Annotated in this window: 16 protein-coding genes and 1 pseudogene; 12 read left to right on the forward strand and 5 right to left on the reverse strand. The window is 75.3% G+C overall.

From position 1 onward, the window contains the following. Nucleotides 1-148 precede the first annotated feature (148 nt). The gene (locus AB0O11_RS27815) at nt 149-928 is read left to right on the forward strand and encodes an ABC transporter ATP-binding protein (protein ID WP_363392322.1); all 780 of its coding nucleotides are present in this window, start codon (nt 149-151) and stop codon (nt 926-928) included. After that, nucleotides 928-3,303, forward strand: coding sequence for an FtsX-like permease family protein (locus AB0O11_RS27820; RefSeq protein WP_363392231.1), 2,376 nt, complete (start codon nt 928-930; stop codon nt 3,301-3,303). The genes AB0O11_RS27815 and AB0O11_RS27820 overlap by 1 nt, the downstream gene beginning before the upstream one ends. Before the next feature lie 46 nt (nt 3,304-3,349). Here AB0O11_RS27820 and AB0O11_RS27825 read toward each other — a convergent pair whose 3' ends face one another. Both AB0O11_RS27825 and AB0O11_RS27830 read right to left on the reverse strand, forming a co-directional pair. Next, entirely contained in the window at nt 3,350-4,114 is a 765-nt protein-coding gene (locus tag AB0O11_RS27825; RefSeq protein WP_363392233.1) for an alpha/beta hydrolase, read from the reverse strand. Nucleotides 4,115-4,263: 149 nt separating this feature from the next. Next, nucleotides 4,264-4,617: a DUF6401 family natural product biosynthesis protein gene (locus AB0O11_RS27830; RefSeq protein ID WP_363392235.1), complete on the reverse strand. Its 354-nt coding sequence runs from the start codon at nt 4,615-4,617 to the stop codon at nt 4,264-4,266. A gap of 166 nt (nt 4,618-4,783) precedes the next feature. Between AB0O11_RS27830 and AB0O11_RS27835 the strand changes: the two genes are divergently transcribed. From AB0O11_RS27835 to AB0O11_RS27845, 3 genes are all read left to right on the forward strand, one after another. Beyond that, nucleotides 4,784-5,710, forward strand: coding sequence for an LLM class F420-dependent oxidoreductase (locus AB0O11_RS27835; protein ID WP_363392237.1), 927 nt, complete (start codon nt 4,784-4,786; stop codon nt 5,708-5,710). 246 nt (nt 5,711-5,956) lie between these two features. Then, a complete protein-coding gene (locus AB0O11_RS27840; protein ID WP_363392324.1) occupies nt 5,957-6,511 on the forward strand; it encodes an AAA family ATPase in 555 nt (184 codons plus the stop codon). A gap of 93 nt (nt 6,512-6,604) precedes the next feature. Then, nucleotides 6,605-7,603 (forward strand): zinc metalloprotease, encoded by a 999-nt coding sequence (locus AB0O11_RS27845; protein ID WP_363392239.1) that lies wholly within the window; start codon nt 6,605-6,607, stop codon nt 7,601-7,603. 29 nt (nt 7,604-7,632) lie between these two features. Here the strand turns inward: AB0O11_RS27845 and AB0O11_RS27850 are convergent, their stop codons facing one another. Next, nucleotides 7,633-8,019, reverse strand: coding sequence for a hypothetical protein (locus AB0O11_RS27850; RefSeq protein ID WP_363392241.1), 387 nt, complete (start codon nt 8,017-8,019; stop codon nt 7,633-7,635). A gap of 149 nt (nt 8,020-8,168) precedes the next feature. Between AB0O11_RS27850 and AB0O11_RS27855 the strand changes: the two genes are divergently transcribed. Together AB0O11_RS27855 and AB0O11_RS27860 are read left to right on the forward strand one after the other, a co-directional pair. Further along, a complete protein-coding gene (locus AB0O11_RS27855) occupies nt 8,169-8,630 on the forward strand; it encodes a universal stress protein (protein WP_363392243.1) in 462 nt (153 codons plus the stop codon). A gap of 51 nt (nt 8,631-8,681) precedes the next feature. Next, nucleotides 8,682-9,530: a DNA-formamidopyrimidine glycosylase family protein gene (locus AB0O11_RS27860; protein WP_363392245.1), complete on the forward strand. Its 849-nt coding sequence runs from the start codon at nt 8,682-8,684 to the stop codon at nt 9,528-9,530. Here the strand turns inward: AB0O11_RS27860 and AB0O11_RS27865 are convergent. Further along, entirely contained in the window at nt 9,478-10,113 is a 636-nt protein-coding gene (locus AB0O11_RS27865; protein ID WP_363392247.1) for a uridine kinase, read from the reverse strand. The genes AB0O11_RS27860 and AB0O11_RS27865 overlap by 53 nt on opposite strands. Nucleotides 10,114-10,160: 47 nt before the next feature. Beyond that, nucleotides 10,161-11,483, reverse strand: a complete 1,323-nt coding sequence (locus AB0O11_RS27870; protein WP_363392249.1) for a PQQ-binding-like beta-propeller repeat protein — start codon at nt 11,481-11,483, stop codon at nt 10,161-10,163. A gap of 291 nt (nt 11,484-11,774) precedes the next feature. Between AB0O11_RS27870 and AB0O11_RS27875 the strand changes: the two are divergent. The 5 genes and pseudogenes from AB0O11_RS27875 to AB0O11_RS27895 form a co-directional block, all read left to right on the forward strand. Continuing rightward, a pseudogene (locus tag AB0O11_RS27875) lies at nt 11,775-12,719 on the forward strand (GAF domain-containing SpoIIE family protein phosphatase); the annotation flags it as partial. A 98-nt stretch (nt 12,720-12,817) separates the two neighbouring features. Then, entirely contained in the window at nt 12,818-14,473 is a 1,656-nt protein-coding gene (locus AB0O11_RS27880) for a histidine kinase (RefSeq protein WP_363392251.1), read from the forward strand. Between the two features lie 148 nt (nt 14,474-14,621). Beyond that, a complete protein-coding gene (locus AB0O11_RS27885; protein ID WP_363392326.1) occupies nt 14,622-15,290 on the forward strand; it encodes a response regulator transcription factor in 669 nt (222 codons plus the stop codon). Between the two features lie 556 nt (nt 15,291-15,846). After that, a complete protein-coding gene (locus tag AB0O11_RS27890) occupies nt 15,847-16,599 on the forward strand; it encodes a transglycosylase family protein (RefSeq protein WP_363392252.1) in 753 nt (250 codons plus the stop codon). A gap of 170 nt (nt 16,600-16,769) precedes the next feature. Continuing rightward, nucleotides 16,770-17,471, forward strand: coding sequence for a class I SAM-dependent methyltransferase (locus tag AB0O11_RS27895; RefSeq protein ID WP_363392253.1), 702 nt, complete (start codon nt 16,770-16,772; stop codon nt 17,469-17,471). Nucleotides 17,472-17,608 lie beyond the last annotated feature (137 nt).

Below are 17,608 nucleotides of genomic sequence, written 5' to 3' on the forward strand. Positions count from 1 at the left end.
GCGGCGGGGCAACGGGCGGGGTAGTGCAGGCACTACCTTCCCGGTAGCGCCCGGATCAGTGCCTCCGACCTGCGGATTCGCTGGAATTCTCGGCATGGAGAACCATCGGGAACCCACGGCGGACGGCCGCGCGGCCGAACTGCGCGGCATGTCCGAACCGCACGGCGCGGCCGAACCGCACGGCGTGGTGGAGCTGCACGACGTCCGCAAGGTGCACGGCACCGGCGAAGGGGCCGTGACCGCACTCGACGGGGTGACACTCGGCTTCCCGCGCGGCACCCTGACCGCGATCATGGGGCCCTCCGGCTCCGGGAAGTCCACGCTGCTCCAGTGCGCCGCCGGCCTGGACCGCCCCACCGCCGGCCGGGTGCTGCTGGCCGGTCTCGACCTCGGTGCCCAGAACGAGCGCCGGCGCACCGAACTGCGGCGCGAGCGGATCGGCTTCGTGTTCCAGGCGTACAACCTGGTCGAGTCGCTGACCGCCGCCCAGAACGTCGAACTGCCCTCCCGCTTCGCGGGCCGCAGGAAGGGCGGGGCCGTCGGCCGCGAGGAGGTGGCCGCCGCCCTGCGCGCCGTCGGGCTGGCCGAGCGTGCCGGACACCGGCCGAGCGGACTGTCCGGTGGTCAGCAGCAGCGCGTAGCCCTGGCCCGCGCCCTGGTCACCCGCCCTGACGTGCTCTTCGCCGACGAGCCCACCGGTGCGCTGGACACCCGCACCTCGGGTGAAGTCCTGCGCCTGCTACGGCGGTTGGTGGACGAGCAGGCGCAGACCACGATCATGGTCACCCACGACCCGACGGCGGCCGCCATCGCCGACACCGTGATCTTCCTCCAGGACGGCCGGATCGCCGACCGGCTGGACCTCGACGGCGACACCACCCGCGCCGCCGCCGCCGTCGCGGCCCGCATGGCCCGGCTGGAGGCGTGATGCTGATCCTCGCCAACGTCCGCGAGCGCTGGTCGAGTCACCTCGCCTGCTGGCTCGCGGTCCTGGTCGGCACCGGGCTGATCACGGCGACCCTGACCGTGTACGAGTCCGCCCGTCCCGCCGTCCAGCCCCGCCTCGCCGCCACCACCGCCCTGGTGCTCCCGCCGCAGGCCACCGACCGCGGTGGCAGCCCCAAGGACCGCATCCCGTGGAGCCCCGCCGAGGCGACGGCTCTCACCGACCGGCTGGGCGCGCTGCCCGGCGTGGCCGCCGTCGTGGTGGACCGCGCCTTCTACGCCCAGGCCGTCCGGGACGGCAGTCCGGTCCTCGACGAGGGCGCGGCCGAGGCCGGACACGGCTGGTCCTCGGCCCGGCTGGCCCCGTACCGGCTGCTCACCGGCCGGGCCCCGGACACCGCCGAGGAGGTGGTGGTCGACCAGTCCCTCGGCGTCCCGGCCGGTGCCCGGCTGACCGTCAACCTCACCGCCGGACGCACCGAGTTCACCGTCGTCGGCACGGTGGAGGGCCCCGGCTACTACCTCAGCGACGCCGCAGCCGCGCAGCGCGACCCGGGCGTCCGGACGATCGCCCTGCTCCCCGCCCCCGACACCCCGGCCGCCCGCCTGGCCGCGGCCGCCCGGACGGCCGTCGGCGACCGGGCGACGGTGGTCACCGGTGACGGCCGCGCCGCGCTCCAGCCCCGCCACGTCGAGCACCGGCGCTTCCTCGGCACCCAGCTGATCGCGGCCCTGGCCACCCTCGGCCTGTTCACCACCGGCTTCCTGGTCGCCTCGATGCTCGTCCTCGCCACCGGCCTGCGGCGCCGTGAACTCGGCCTGCTGCGCACCCTCGGCGCCACCCCGGGCCAGCTGCGCCGGATGCTCCTCGGCGAGGCCGCGGTGGTCGGCCTGCTGGGCTCGGCGGCGGGCTGCCTCGCCGGCCTCGCGGCCGCCCCACTGCTGCGCGACGCCCTGCTGCGCCTGGACGTCGCCCCGCCGGGGCTCGTGGTCCGGGTCACGGCCTGGCCGCTGCTCACCGCCACCGCGATCGGCGTCGGCGTCAGCGTGCTCGGCGCCTGGGCGGCGAGCCGCCCGGCCGTCCGGGTCGCACCGTTGGAGGCACTGCACGAGAACCGCTCGGGAGAACGGGGGCCGAACCGCGCCCGGCCGGCCGTCGGACTGGCGGTGCTCGGCCTCGGCGCCGGCTGCGCGGTCCTCACCGCCACCGCCGCCGCGGACCGCCGGGTCAGCCTGGCGATCACCGCCACCATGGTGCTGATCACGGCGGCCGCCCTGCTCGCCCCGACGCTGGTCGGCCCGGTGGGCCGGGTGGTGACCGCACCGCTGCGACGGCTCGGCTCGGCCGGACCGCTGCTGCTGCGGGCCGGGCTGACGGCGGGCGCGGGCCGCGCCGCCGCCACAGCGGCACCGGTGATCGCGGCGGTCGGCTTCGCCGTGCTGCTCAGCGGCGCGGTGGAGACGATGCGGGCGGCCTACCCGGCCGGGCAGGCATTGCGGCTCGCCGGCCAGGCGATCGTCACCAACGACGGCACCCCGGGCCTCACCGACGAAGTGGCCGCCGCCCACCCGGTCGGCAAGGCCGCCCTCCCGACCCGCGCCTTCGTCCACCGGGCCGACGGGACGACCGTCGTGATCGACGCCCTCGGCTCCCGCGACCCGGCCTGGAGCCGGCCCGGAGAAGCGGTCCTGGGGGCGTCGACGGCGAAGTGGCTGGGCGTGACGGCGGGGCAGCAGTACCCGGTCCGCTTCGCCGACGGCGCCACCGTCCCGCTGCGCATCGCCGGGATCCTGCCGGACGACCCGGCCCGCGGCGACTTCGTCCTCGCCCGGACCCTGGTCCGCAGCCACGACCCGGCCGCCCTGGGCGACGACCTCTTCGTCCCGGCGGACAGCAGGCCCGTGGCGGTGGTCCCCGGCACGGCCGTCCACGACGCCGTCCGCTACGCGCTGGACGACTACGACACCGACGCCCGGCTGACCGACAGCCTCGCCGCGATGCTGATCGCCGTCGCCGTCGGCTACAGCGCGATCGCCACCGCCAACAGCACCGCCCTGTCCGCCCGCAGCCGCCGCCGCGACCTCGCCGTCCTGCGTTCCACCGGCGGCACCGCCCGCCAACTGGTCCTGCTCGCTGCGGCCGAAGCGGCCCTGGTGACCGCCATCGCCACCGTGCTGGGCCTGCTGGCCACCCTCCCACCCCTGGCCGGCCTCGCCTCCGGCCTCTCCCAGAGCACCGGAGCCCCCGTCACCCTCCATCTGGACCCGGCGGCCCTGGCGGCCGTGACCTGCGCCTGTCTGCTGCTGGCGGGCACGACCGGTGCGGTGGTGACGTGGCGTTCGTTGCGCCGGCCGTGAGGCGGCCGTCTTCCTGCACCGTCCACCAGCCGCCGCGCCCGCTCCGTCAGAGGTCCGCCGGGAGGGCCGGTGCCCGGCGGGGCTGGGGCGGGAGGGGGAGGGTGAGGGCCTCGCGGGAGACCGCCGGGAGGGCGAGGGCGCCGGCGGTTTCGGCCGGGAGGGGGCGGAGGCCGAGGAGGGCGGTGGTGAGGCGGGTGGTGGCGCGGTGCCAGTCGGGGATGCGCTGGAGCATGGCGTGGCCGCTGCCGGTGACGGTGTAGCCGCAGACCCGGGCGCCCGCGGCGCGGCTGCGGGCGGCGAAGGCGTGGGTTTCGGCGGGCGGGGTGACGGTGTCGCGGTCGCCGTGCAGCATCAGCACGTCCCGCCCGGCGAGCTGTTCGCACGGGTCCTCGGCCGGGCACCACGGTGCGAGGGCGATCAGGCCGGTGACGGACGGGTGCCCGCCGGCCTGGAGCGCGGCGCGTCCGCCCATCGAGTGGCCGACCAGTACGGTCGGCACCGGCCCGAGCAGCGCGGCCAGTTCGTCGAGCGCGGCGGTCGCGTCCAGCGCGGCGTCCGCCCGCTCGCCGTTCCAGCCGCGGTGGCGGTAGCGGACGGTCCCGACGGCGATGCCGGCGTCCGCGGTCGCCCTGGTGAGCCCGCGCAGGAAGCCGTGCATCCGCAGCAGCGGGAGGTTGAGGAGCCCGGGCCGGGCGAGGTTGTGCTCCTCGCCGCCGTGCAGCACCAGGACGGCGGCCCGCGCCGCTTCCGGCCGGACGTGCCAGTGCAGCGCCCGGTGGCCCACCGCGCGCTCCGTTGCCGTACCGCTCACTTCCGCACCGTCCCGTCCGTCCCGCCCCGTGGCCCGTCTCCCCGGACCGCCACTGTACGCGCGCGGACGGCTGGACGGCTCACCCGAGGGGACCGTCCCGGACACCGGAAGGGGGAGCGGAACCGGTGGTCCGCGGGGTCTGCCGGGGCTCAGACCTCCAGCAGGCCCTGCTCGCGCACCAGCCAGCAGATCGCGGTGAGGCGGTTCACGGCGTAGTCGTAGCCGACCGGCTCCCGCCAGCCGATCTCGGCGAGCGCGTCCAGGAAGCCCAGCGCGTAGTCCGACAACTCCGCACGGTCCACGGGCCGGGGCGCGAGCTCCGGCCCCTGCGCGTACAGCAGCTCCCGCAGCATCGCCGTGTGCTGGTCGACCGCCGCCACGAAGCCCGGCTCGAAGGCGAACTCGGCCAGCCGGGGCATGAAGGCGGTCACGATGCCGGGCAGCGGGCAGCCGGCCGGCTCGTCGGGGGAGTGCCGGAAGGAATCGTCGGAGGTGGCGAACATCCGTCCACGGTAGGCGAGCCCCGGGGCGGGGACGGACGCCCGCGACGGTTCCGTGCTGAGACCTTGGCCACCCCTGCCCGTGCCGGCCCGCCCGCCCTGCGGACGTTCCACGGCCCGGCGGATTCGCTGCGCCGACCCCCGGGTGGTGGGTACCAGAATGGCCGGCATGGATCTTCGCATCTTCACCGAACCCCAGCAGGGCGCGAGCTACGACACCCTCCTCGCGGTCGCCCGCACCGCCGAGGAACTCGGTGCCTTCAGCGCCTTCTTCCGTTCCGACCACTACCTGAAGATGGGCGACGTCGACGGCCTGCCCGGGCCCACCGACGCCTGGATCACCCTGGCCGGCCTCGCCCGCGACACCAGCACCATCCGCCTGGGCACCCTGATGACCGCCGCGACCTTCCGGCTGCCGGGCGTCACCGCCATCCAGGTCGCCCAGGTGGACGCGATGAGCGGCGGCCGGGTCGAGTTCGGCCTCGGCGCCGGCTGGTACGAGGCCGAGCACGCCGCGTACGGCATCCCCTTCCCGAAGGAGAAGTTCGGGCGGCTGGAGGAGCAGCTGGCGATCATCACCGGGCTGTGGAACACCAAGCTCGGCGACACCTTCGACTTCGCCGGCGAGTACTACACGCTGACCGACTCGCCCGCGCTGCCCAAGCCCGCCCAGGAACACGTCCCGGTGCTGGTCGGCGGCCTCGGCCCCAAGCGCACCCCGGCCCTGGCGGCCCGCTTCGCCGACGAGTTCAACCTGCCGTTCGCCTCGGTGGACGACACCGTCGCCCAGTTCGGCCGGGTCCGCGCCGCCGTCGAGCAGGCCGGGCGCTCGGCCGGCGACCTGGTCTACTCCAACGCGCTGGTGGCCTGTGTCGGCCGCGACGACGCCGAGGTGGCCCGTCGCGCCGCCGCGATCGGCCGCGAGGTGGACGAGCTGAAGGAGAACGGCCTGGCCGGCACCCCGGACGAGGTGGTCGAGAAGATCGGCCGGTACGCGGCGGCCGGCAGCGAGCGGATCTACTTCCAGATCCTCGACCTGGACGACCTCGACCACCTGGAGCTGATCGCCTCGCGGATCGCCCCGCAGCTCGGCTGACGCGCCCTCCGGGCCGTCGGTGCTCCGGCGGCCCGGCCCCGGCCGGGGCCGTCCGTACCCGCCCCGACCTCCGCCCTTTACTCGCTCTTGGGAATGCGCCATGCTCCTTGGACGGGAACTGCGGGGGGAGACCGGGTGAGCGGGACGGGAACGGCGCGGACGGCGGCGCCGAGGGTGCCGCCGCCGCGCACCGCCGGGGAACGCGTCGTCCTGCCCGCGCCGCACGAGCCGCCCGCCCGGCACGAGCTGCGCGGGCCCGGACCGGCGGCCCTGCGCTACCCGGCCGGGGACCTGCTGGTCGTCACCGGTCTGCCGGGCAGTGGCAAGAGCACCCTGATGCGCCGCTGCGTCCGCGCCCCGCTGATCGACTCCCAGCTGGTCCGCGAGGAGTACGCGGCCAGGCTGCCCGGCCGCCTGCCGTACGCGTTCTACCGCCCGCTGGCCCGGCTCGCCCACTACCGGCGGCTGCGCCGGGCAGTGCTGGACGGCGGACCGCTCGCGGTGCACGACTGCGGCACCCAGCCCTGGGTGCGGGCCTGGCTGGTCGGGGCCGCCGCCCGGCAGGGCCGCCGGGTGCACCTGCTGCTGCTCGACGCCGACCCGGCCGAGGCGCTGGACGGGCAGCGGCGGCGCGGGCGCGGCGTCTCGCGCTACGCCTTCGCCCGGCACCGGGCCGAGGTCGGCCGGCTGCGCCGCCGGATCCTGGAGGCCGGCCGGCTGCCGGCCGGCTGTGCGTCGGCCGTGGTACTGGACCGGGCCGCCGCGCGCGCCCTGCGGGAGATCGACTTCACGGCGTCGTAGTCTCGGCGAGTCCGCGCCGGGCGCCGGCTGGCCCGGCCGGAGCAGGCCCGGGGCGCGGCCGAGACTCCGTCAACTCCCCCGTCAGGAGCGCTGATGCGCCGTACTGCCCGGGTGCGCTCGCGTGCCCCCCGACTGTTCCCCTGCGCCGCTGCGCTGGTCGCCGTGGCCGGTCTGAGCCAGTTCGCCGTACCGGCCGCGCACCGTGCCGCTGTGCCGGCGGCCGGGTGCACGGACGACGGCGACGGTGCGGCCGGTGCTGGTACTGGTGCTGGTGTCGATGCCGCGGCCCGGCTGCCGGCCGGCAGCCGCCCGGGCCGGGACCCGAACCAGGTCAGCGCCGCGCAGGCCCGGGCGATGCAGGCCGACCTCGACCAGCGGCTCGCCGAACTGGGCACCGGCCGGGTCCGGGCCGCCGTTCCCACCACCGTCCCGGTCTTCGTCCACGTGATCCACGACGGCAACGCCGGACGGCTCGACCAGGCTGCCGTCGCGGGCCAGATCGACCACCTCAACAGCACCTACGGCGGCCAGGGCGAGGGCAACGCCCCGAGCCCGTTCCACTTCCGGCTGGCCGGCACGGACTGGACCGACAACGCCTCCTGGTACACCGGCATGACCCCGGGCTCGCCGGCCGAGCGGGCGATGAAGACCGCCCTGCGCAAAGGGGACCAGGGCACCCTCAACCTCTACACCGCCCGGCTCGGCGACTCCCTGCTCGGCTGGTCGACGTTCCCGAACGCGTACCGGACGAACCCGACCGACGACGGCGTCGTGGTGCTCGACGCCTCCCTGCCGGGCGGCGCCGCCACCCACTACGACGAGGGCAACACCGCGACCCACGAGATCGGCCACTGGCTCGGCCTCCTCCACACCTTCCAAGGCGGCTGCCGGCCCCCGGGCGACTACGTGGAGGACACCCCGGCCGAGCGCACCGCCGCCTCCGGCTGCCCCGAGGGCCGCGACACCTGCCCCGGCCCGGGGCTCGACCCGATCCACAACTTCATGGACTACAGCTACGACTCCTGCATGACCCAGTTCACCCCGGGCCAGGTCCAGCGGATGGCCAACGCCTGGGCTGCCTACCGGAGTTGAGCCGAGCCGGGGCCGACCAGGAGGGCGGCTCAGCAGAACACCACGAGGTAGAGCAGCCTCCGGCCGCCGGAGGCGCGGAACTCGTACGCCCGGTAGTCCAGGGCGGAGGCCTCCAGCCAGGCGCCCGGGCGCTCCTCGGGGGTGAGCAGGGAGGGCACGAAGAAGCCCGGTGAGGCCTCGTGCAGCTCGCCCCACAGGCCCAGCGTCATCTCGTCCGCGTCGACCGCCAGCCGCTTCGCCAGCCGCCGGTCCACCGGGCCGCGGGCCAGCCGCCAGTAGCGTCCTTCGGCGTCCACGAAGCCGCCCGACCCGAGCGGGTCGTGGAGCACCCAGCGGTCGTCGTCCTCGTCCTTGGGCGGCAGGGCGGCCAGGATCTCCGCGAAGCCGCCGGTACGGCGGCGGGGTTTGCTCGGCATCCGGGCATCCTCCCAGCTCCCAACCGCCCGCCGCACTTGGAATTGAATGCGACGGGCCACTTCCGGCGTGGCAGATGCCGACCGTTTATTCGATTTGATCTATGTTCAGAGGGTCCGGACCGATCAGGAGCAACCGAAGGAGCAAGGGCATGAGTGCCAATCCCCGGATCGTCGTCGGCGTGGACGGCTCGCCCGCCTCGGAGCAGGCGCTGCGCTGGGCGATCGACTACGCGCGGGCCGTCGGCGGGACGGTCCACGCGATCGCCGCCTGGGAGTACCCGGCCTTCTACGGCTGGGCCGGGCAGGGCGTGCCGACCGTCGAGACCTTCAACCCCGAGGAGATCGCCGGGAAGACCCTCAGCGAGACCATCACCAAGGTGGCCGGCGACGACGCCGGCGTGCGGATCACCGAGAGCGTGATGCCCGGCAACGCCGCCCGGGTGCTGCTGGAGGCCGCCAAGGGCGCCGCGCTGATCGTCGTCGGCAGCCGGGGCCTGGGCGGCTTCTCCGGCGTGCTGCTCGGCTCGGTCAGCCGCCATCTCACCGAGCACGCGCCCTGCCCGGTGGTCGTGGTGCGCGAGGGCCAGGCCGCCCCGGAGCAGTCGGCGTAGCGCACCGGGGCCGGTAGCCCGCCGGGCCGCCGCACGGACCAGAATGGAGACATGCCAGAAGGTGACTCCGTCTACCGCGCGGCGGCCCACTTGCACGAGGCCCTCGCCGGACAGCCGCTGACCAGCGCCGACCTGCGGGTGCCCGCGCACGCCACCGCCGACCTCACGGGCCACCGGGTGCTGGAGGTCGCCCCGCGCGGCAAGCACCTGCTCGCCCGCTTCGACGGCGGCCTCACCCTCCACACCCACCTGCGGATGGACGGCCGCTGGGAGGTCTACCGCCCCGGCGAGCGGTGGACCGGCGGCCCCGACTGGCAGGTCCGCGCCGTCCTCGGCACCGACGGGGGCACCGCCGTCGGGTACCGGCTGCCCGTCGTCGAACTGCTGCGCACTGCCGACGAACGGCGGATCGTCGGCCATCTCGGCCCCGACCTGCTCGGCCCCGACTGGGATCCGGTCGAGGCCGTCCGCCGGCTCCTCGCCCGCCCGGGCCGTCCGCTCGTCGAGGCCCTGCTCGACCAGCGCAACCTCGCCGGGATCGGCAACGTCTACGCCAACGAGCTGTGCTTCGTGGCGGGCGTCACCCCCTGGACCGAGGTCGGCGAACTCCCGCACCCCGACCGGCTGGTGGAGCGCGCCCGGCAGATGCTGGAGGCCAACAAGCTGCGCCCCGGCCACGTCACCACCGGCGACACCCGGCCCGGCTACCAGCACTGGGTCTACGGCCGGGCCGGACGGCCCTGCCCGCGCTGCGTCACCCCCGTGGTCACCGGGCGGCAGGGTTCGCCGCCGCGCGACCGGGCGGTGTACTGGTGCCCGTACTGCCAGCGCGGCCCGGCACCGGAGGTCACGGCCGTTCGACCAGCGCGGGGTGGCGGGGGTCGTCCACCCGGACGGTGACGTCGGCCGCCTCCGCGGGCCCGGTCTGCGCCTCGTAGCGGGCGAAGGCGGGCAGCGTCCACTGCTGGTCGGCCGGGGTGCGGCGGGCCAGTGCGGCCGGGCCGAGGGCCAGGTGGACGGTCAGCTCCAGCGGCAGCCAGCGGCCGAGCAGCAGGGCGCCGTCCAGCAACAGCACGCCTCCGGGCGGGAGTTCGGTGTACGGGGCGCGGGTCGACCGGTCGGTGACCGGGTCGCGCAGGGAGGGCAGGACGCGGCCGCTGCCGCCCGGCTCCAGCGGGTCGAGCACCTCGCGCAGCAGGGCGCCGTCGTCCAGCCAGAGGTCGTGGAAGGCGTCCGCGTCCTGGTGGCCGTACTCCAGCCGGATCGAGGCAGGGCGCAGGAAGCCGGAGGCCGAGACCCGCAGCGTCGGGTGGCCGCGCAGCCGCAGCGGCTCCACCAGGGCGTCGGCGAGCGCCTCGGGGCGGGCGGCGGCCGCGCCGTCCACGGCGACCCGCAGGCGCCGGCCGCCGGCGCCGGGCAGGGCGGTGATGCGGTCGGCGAGCAGCTCGGCCAGGTTGTCGGGGGAGATCGGGCGTACCTGCATCGGGTCGTCCTGCCGTTTCGTGCGGTCCGGTCGTTCCGTCGGGGCGCTCAGCGCAGGGGGAGGGCGTGCAGGATGTCGTCGTGGCCCGCGTAGAGGCGGCCTCCGTCGAAGGCGAGGGTCCAGACGTCCTTGCCCGGGCCCGAGTCGTGGAAGGTCCACCCCAGCTCGCCGGTCGAGGTGTGGATCGCGCTGACCCCGCCGACCGCCGTACCCGGGACGAACAGCGTCCCGTCGCCGACCAGCGGACGGTTGCGTCGGTCCAGGGGGAACGGCAGCCGGCAGGACCAGAGCACGGCGCCGGAGTGCGACTCGTGGCAGGTGACGATGCCCTGGTCCCACGGGATGTACACCTGGGGGCCGTCATGGAGGGGCGGCAGTGCCCGCCGGGAGTCGCCACGGGCGGGGGAGTACGTCCAGCCCGGCTCGCCGGTGGCCCGCAGCATGCGCACGCCGCCGTTGCCGTCGGGGACGTAGAAGTTCCCCGAGCCGGTGACGCACCAGCGCAGGTCCTCGTCACCAGGGGCGGTCCACAGCTCGCGGCCGGTGGCGGCGTCCCGGGCCACCAGCTCGGCGCGGCCGCCGAGGAAGCGGACGCAGGCGAAGAGGCCGCCTCCGCCGGGGGTGGCAGGGGGGACGGGCTGCTCCACCCGCTCGGTGCGGACGGACCAGAGCAGGGAGCGGTCGGTGACCCGCAGCGCGAAGAGACGGTTGTCCGACGGGGTGCCGTCGGCTCGCGGGCGGCCCCAGGAGTAGCCGTAGAGGACGCCGGGGCCGTAGCGGTCGTAGCCGGCGAGGTGGATCTGCCCCTGGAGCTCGTCGGGCAGCGGCAGGCTCCGGTCGGCGGCGGGGTCGGTGAGGTGGCGGGCCTCGACGTGGCCCTCGTAGGTGGTGAAGAGGTGTTCGGGCCCGACCACCACCTTGCCGAGCAGGTCGAGGTCGCTGGGCCAGCTGCGGGCGGACGGCGGGTCGACGACCAGCAGCCGGGCGGCGGTGCCCTTGGCGGGGTCGAGGACCTGCAGACCGTTCTTGGAGAGGTAGACGGGGCGGTCCGGCGGGTCGGTGAGCCGCTCCGGGGTCATCGCCTCCGGGCCGCGGTAGGTCCAGACCGGCGTCGGCCCGGACAGCGCCGTCGGAACCGGCCTGGTCGGCCCCGGCGAGGGGAGGGCCCCACCGACACCCGAACGGCCGAACGCCCAGGCGGCTCCGCCCGCCGCGAGCACCCCGGCCCCGACCAGCACCCGGCGCCGGCTCGGCCGCGGGCGCTCCCCGCCGCCCGCGATCACGTCCTCGGAGGCCTCGCCGCCGGCGGTTTCCTCGTCCCACTGCCACGACGTCCCACGCGCGGGCCCCCCGGACGACGGCGACTGCATACGGCTCTCGTTTCCCCACCGGCGGCCTCACGCCGCCACCCGCCCGGAGAATATCGAACAGGTCCCGAACCGTCCCAAACCCCCGAAACGCCCGTACACGGGGTTGTGGCACACCGCACGAGGCCCGCCCGGCAGCCCGGGGAGGTGTGCTGACGGCCGAGACGATCGCACCCGAGCGGATCCCCCGAGGCCGGTCACGGTGGCGCGACGGGAGGTGCCCGGCATGCCGTCCGTGCCGGTGCGAGCCGGGCTTCGGGGCCGCCCGGGGCCGGAGCGGGCTCGCCTTGCACCGGCACCCCGATCTTCTTCGAGTCGGTGCGGGAACTCGCCGCCACCTACCCGGGCCTGGCCCTGGACGAGATGGGCGCCTGGGCCTTCCTGCCGTTGATCGCCTCCGGCCGGCCGGTCGGCAGCTGCATCATCGGCTTCGACCTGCCGCGTCCGTTCACCGTGGAGGAGCGCGGCCTGCTCACCGCGCTCGGTGGCTTCATCGCCCAGGCCCTGGAGCGCGCCCGGCTGTACGACGCCGAGTTCCTCCTGGCCCGTGGCCTTCAGCAGGCGCTGCTGCCGCACCGGCTGCCCGAGGTGCCCGGCCTCCGGATCACCGCCCGCTACCTGCCCGGCACCCAGGGCATGGAGATCGGCGGCGACTGGTACGACGCGATCGTCACCGGCGGGGACGTCACCCTGGTGATCGGCGACGTCGAGGGCCACAGCGTCGGCGCGGCTGCCGCGATGGGACAGTTGCGCAGCGCCGTGCGCGCCTTCGCCACCGGCGGCGACCCGCCCGACGAGGTGCTCGCCCGCACCAACCGGCTGCTGCTCGACCTCGACCTCGGGCTGCTCGCCAGCTGCTGCCTGGTCCGGCTGACCCCGGCCGCCGGCCTCGCCCGGATCGCCCGGGCGGGGCACCTCCCGCCGGTGCTGCGCCACCCCGGCGGGCGGGCCGAGGCGCTGTACGTCCCGGGCGGGCCGCTGCTCGGGGTGGACGAGCGGGCCGACTACCCGGTCAGCGACCTGCGGCCGGCCGACGGAGCGGTGCTCGCCCTCTACACCGACGGGCTGGTGGAGGACCCGGCGGTGGCGATCGACCAGGGTGTGGAGCGGCTGCGGGTCGCGCTGGCCCGGGCCGTGGCGGGGGACGGGCTGGAGCAGGCGGCCGAGCGGCTGCTGCGGGAGGTCGGCTCGACCCACCGGGTGGACGACGTGGCGCTGCTGCTCACGGCCTTCGGCTGAGCGGCCGTCGGGCGGGGCCGACCAGGCGACTTTCGTCGGCGCGGGGCGGCGACGAAGGAGGACGGCGGGGGCTCGGGCCGGACCGGTAGCCTCGACGCGTGGAAGCGATCGCGCGGGCCTGGAACACGGTGGTACGGACGGCTCTGCCGGGGCCGTGGCGGCCCCGGCGGGTGGTGGGCGAGGCCGTGCTCGCCCTGCTGATGGGCGGGTTCGCCGCCCTGTTGGAGCTGCTCTCCAACAGCGGCCTGGCGTTGCCCTTCGGCCTCGCCGTCGCCGTGCTGTGGGTGCTGCGCAAGGGGTTGCCGGCCACCGTGCTGCTCGCCGCCGCGGCACTGGCCGGCTGTGGGGCCGGGCCGATGCCGATGCTGATCTGCGCGGGCTGGACGGCCGGGGCACGGATCCGCCGGGTCTGGTCGCTGGTCGGCACCTTCGTCGCGGGCTGGGTGCTGTTCACCGTGACGGGCGTGCTGAAGGACGGCGCCTCGTTCTCGCCGAAGGTGGTCGTGTCGCTGTCGCTCGGCTTCTTCCTGGTGACCGCCGTGCTGCCCGCGCTCTACGGCCGCTACCGGGCGCAGCGCCGCGCCCTGCTGGACGCGCTGCGCGAGCGCAACGAGCAGCTGCTGCGCGAGCGGGTCATGGTGGTGCACCAGGCGCGGCTGCGCGAGCGGCACCGGATCGCCCAGGACATGCACGACAGCCTGGGCCACCAGCTGGCGCTGATCTCGGTGCACTCGGGCGCGCTGGAGGTGGACCGGACGCTCACCGACCGGCAGCGTGAGGCGGTCGGGGTGCTGCGGCAGGCTGCGGTCGCGGCGATGCGCGAGCTGCGCGAGGTGGTCGGGGTGCTGCACGACGAGTCGACGGCGCTGCCGCCCGGCACCGGGACGGCCGCCGGGACGCCGGCCCGGGGCGGTGTGGACGGGGTCGAGGGGTTGGTGGAGTCCTCCCGGGCGGCCGGGGCGGAGATCGGGCTCACCCGGGAGGGCGAGCGGCGTCCGCTGTCGGCCGCCGTCGATCACGCGGCGTACCGGATCGTGCAGGAGGCGCTCACCAACGCGCACAAGCACGCCCCCGGCGCGCCGATCGGTGTCGCGCTGCGGTACGAGCCGGACGCCCTGGTGGTGGAGGTGACGAACAGCCGCGCGCCGGAGCTCGTGGGCGCACGCGTCGGCGTGGGAGCGGCGGTCAGCGGCGGTCAGGGGCTGGCCGGCCTGCGGGAGCGCGCCCGGCTGGTCGGCGGCATGGTGCACGCCGGGCCCACGCCGGAGCAGGGCTTCCGGCTGGCGGCCGTCCTGCCGTACGAAGGGGCGGAGGCGGAGGCCACGGACGGGGCCGAGGGCTGGATGCCGGACGGCCCGCCGCCGGTCGAGGAGCCGGAGCGCAGGCGGCGCAGCCCGGCGGTGGGCTGCGCCCTCGGGGTGGTCGTGGTCGGGCTGATCGTGCTCGGCCTGCTGGTCTGGGGCGTGGTCGTCTTCGTCAAGGGCACCAACGACGCGACCGTGCAGATGCCGATGTACGAGCAGATCAGGCTCGGCACCGCCGAGTCCGAGGTGCTGCAGACGCTGCCGCGCGGCAACGACTTCTTCACCGACACCTACAAGGGGACAGGGCCCGAGGTGCCGGCGGGCGCGCACTGCCGCTGGTACGTCCTGAGCGGTACGCCCGGCACCGGCTGGGACGAGGAGCACGTGGCGCGGTTCTGCTTCCGGGACGGGGCGTTGGTGGAGAAGCAGGAGTACGTGGCGAGGGGCTGAATGCCCCCGTGCGCGGGCGGGTGCTTCGACCGGGGCGGGCCGGGTCGGTTCAGACCGCGGTGGTCCGGATCGGGGTGGTTCGGACCGGTGTCGCCGGGATGTGAGGATGGTGCCGCAGCCGAAGCACCGTTCGAGGGGAATGACCAGCGTGATCCGAGTCCTCGTCGCCGACGACGAGCCGCTGATCCGGGCCGGAATCAGGATGATCCTCGGCTCCGCCGACGACATCGAGGTGGTTGCGGAGGCCGCCGACGGCCGGGAGGCGCTGGAGCTCGCGCGGGCGCACCGGGTGGACGTGGTGCTGCTGGACATTCAGATGCCGGTGATGGACGGGCTGACGGCGCTCGGGGAGCTGGCGAAGGCCGCCCCCGGCGCGCGGGCGCTGATCCTCACCACCTTCGGGGAGCGCGAGAACGTCCTGCGCGCCGTGACCGAGGGCGGTGCCGGCTTCCTGCTCAAGGACACCGCGCCGAACGAGCTGATCCAGGCCGTCCGGGCGGCGGCGGGTGGGAACGCCTTCCTCTCCCCGGCCGCCACCCGGCACATCGTCGACTCGCTGGCCTCCGGGCGCAGCGCCTCGCTGGCCGCCCGCGGCGCCGCGGCGCGGCGCCGGCTGGAGGTGCTCACCCCACGCGAGCTGGAGGTGTTGGCGCTGCTCGGAGAGGGTCTGTCCAACGCCGACGCGGGGGCACGGATCCACATGAGCGAGGCGACGGTGAAGACCTACGTCAGCCGGATCCTGGCCAAGCTGGGCTGTGAGAACCGGGTCCAGGCGGCGCTGCTGGCGCGGGACGCGGAGCTCGACGGCCGTCACTGAGGGTGCCTCTCCGGTTGCCGTGGGTGCCGGGCGTGACGGATGCCACTCGGGGGCGGCGCGGAACCGGGAACTCCGGGTGCGGCGGTGACGGTACGTCAGCTGACGGTTCCTCCGTGTGGATGGCGTGCCGGCTTTCTCGGATGGACAGGTGTGAGCGATGGCACGGAATTTGACCGTTTGATCTTGAAAATTCGGTCAAAAATGGTCAAATCGGGCATGATTTCTTGATCGATACCGCCGGTAACAGTCAACTGACCTGCGACGTCCAAGAATTGCTTGCTGCGTCCGGGTGATGGCCCCTAGCTTCATTGGCGGCGCAACGAGCGCCACCCGGGTTCACCCCGACGCACTGCCCGCCGACTGACCCGCGGCGCGAGGGCGGTGCCCGCCGACCAGGCCGGCTCGAACAGGCCGTCGGCGTGCGGAGGTGACCGGGGCGGCACGGCACGTCCGACACGTGTCCGGCCGCCCGTCGAGTGAGGTGAGCGAACAACTGCCGGCCCATGTCCCGGGCCTGGTTCCGCATGCCCACCCGGGACTTGTCGAGAGGACCTGTATGAATCCCCGTCACGAGACCGCCGCTGCCACCGACACCACCGCCACCACCAAGCGCAACCGCGTACGGATGGCGGTCGTCGCGGGAGCCGCTGTCGCGGCCCTGCCGGTGGCCGGCCTCGTCACGGCCACCTCGGCCTCCGCCGCTACCGCCTCGACCTGGGACGTCGTCGCCCAGTGCGAGAGCGGCGGGAACTGGAGCATCAGCACCGGCAACGGCTTCCACGGCGGACTGCAGTTCACCCCGTCCACCTGGGCCGCGTACGGCGGGACCGCGTACGCCTCCCAGGCCAACAAGGCGACCAAGGCGCAGCAGATCGCCGTCGCGGAGAAGGTCCTCGCCTCGCAGGGCCCGGGCGCCTGGCCCGTCTGCTCGCAGAAGGCGGGTCTGGGCAGGGGTGGCGCTCCGGCCGCCGTCGACGCCTCGGCCGGCACGCCGGCCAAGGCGGCCGCCCCGAGCACCAAGGCGGCGAAGCCCGCCGCCAAGCCCTCTGCCGCCGCCAAGCCCCCCGCCGCCAAGCCCGTGGCCAAGCCGCAGGCGGCCAAGGGCCGGCCCTCGGCCAAGCCGGTGCAGTCCGCGCCGGTCGCGCCGAAGAACACCGCCGGTGGTGGCTACACCGTCAGGAGCGGTGACACCCTGAGCGACATCGCGGCGAAGTTCGGCACCGACACGGACAGCCTCTACCGGAAGAACGCGCGCACCATCGGCGGCGACCCGGACCTGATCTTCCCGGGCCAGACGCTGACCGTCTGACAGGAAACCGCCTGACAGGAAACCGCCTGACGGCAAACCGCCTGACGGAGCCTTGCCGACCGCCGAGCGGCCACCCTGTACCGGGGTGGCCGCTCCGGCCGGTTCCGGGGCGTGCCGGGTGCGTTTCCGAACCGTCCCCGGCCTGTTCCCCGCGCCGGTAGGGTCGGCTGATGGTCCGACTGATCGGCGACAGTGAGCTCACCGCCTCCCCGGTGGTGGCCAACAGCACCATGAACCGCGAACGCGGGCTCGACGGGGTGAACAGCTACGCCCGCGAGCTCGGCTTCGACCCGCTGGACTGGCTGACGGAGCACGGCGGCACGACGCCGGGGTGGCTGGACCTGTGCAGCGGCGAGGGCCGGGCGCTGGTGGAGGCGGCGCGGCGGCCGGCCTCGGAGGCGGCACGGACCGGAGCCCCCCGGGCGGGCGTGGAGCTGACCGGCGTGGACCTGGTCGGCCCGCTGGCCCCGCCGCCGGACCTGGCGGCGCTGCCGCACGTGCGTCTGGTCACGGCGGCCGTCGCGGACTGGGCGCCGGAGCGGTCCTACGACCTGATCACCTGTGTGCACGGGCTGCACTACCTCGGCGACCAGCTCGGCGTGATCGCCCGCGCCGCCTCCTGGCTGACGCCGAACGGCCGGTTCGCCGCCCACTTCGACCCCGAGTCGGTGCGCCGCCCGGACGGCTCCGGAGCGGCCCGCGCGGTGGTGGCGGCGCTGCGGGCGGCCGGCTTCGAGTACCGGGCGCGCCGGCACCTGCTGGTCCTGGACGGCGGACGGAAGGTCGTGCTGCCCTTCGGCTACGCCGGAGCCGACCCGGCGGCCGGGCCGAACTACACGGGCCAGCCGGCGGTCGGGTCGTACTACCGGTAGCCGGCGCGTACGCCGGGGGCGCGGGCGCTTCGAGGCATGGTTGAACGTTGAACGCAACGTCCGAATACCGCCGGAGGTTTGAAGCGCCTCGGAGCAGGATCGAGTCATGTCCGAGGTCGGAACGAGGAGTTCTGGAG

Source organism: Kitasatospora sp. NPDC093102, assembly GCF_040683915.1.
Classification (GTDB): Bacteria; Actinomycetota; Actinomycetes; order Streptomycetales; family Streptomycetaceae; genus Kitasatospora.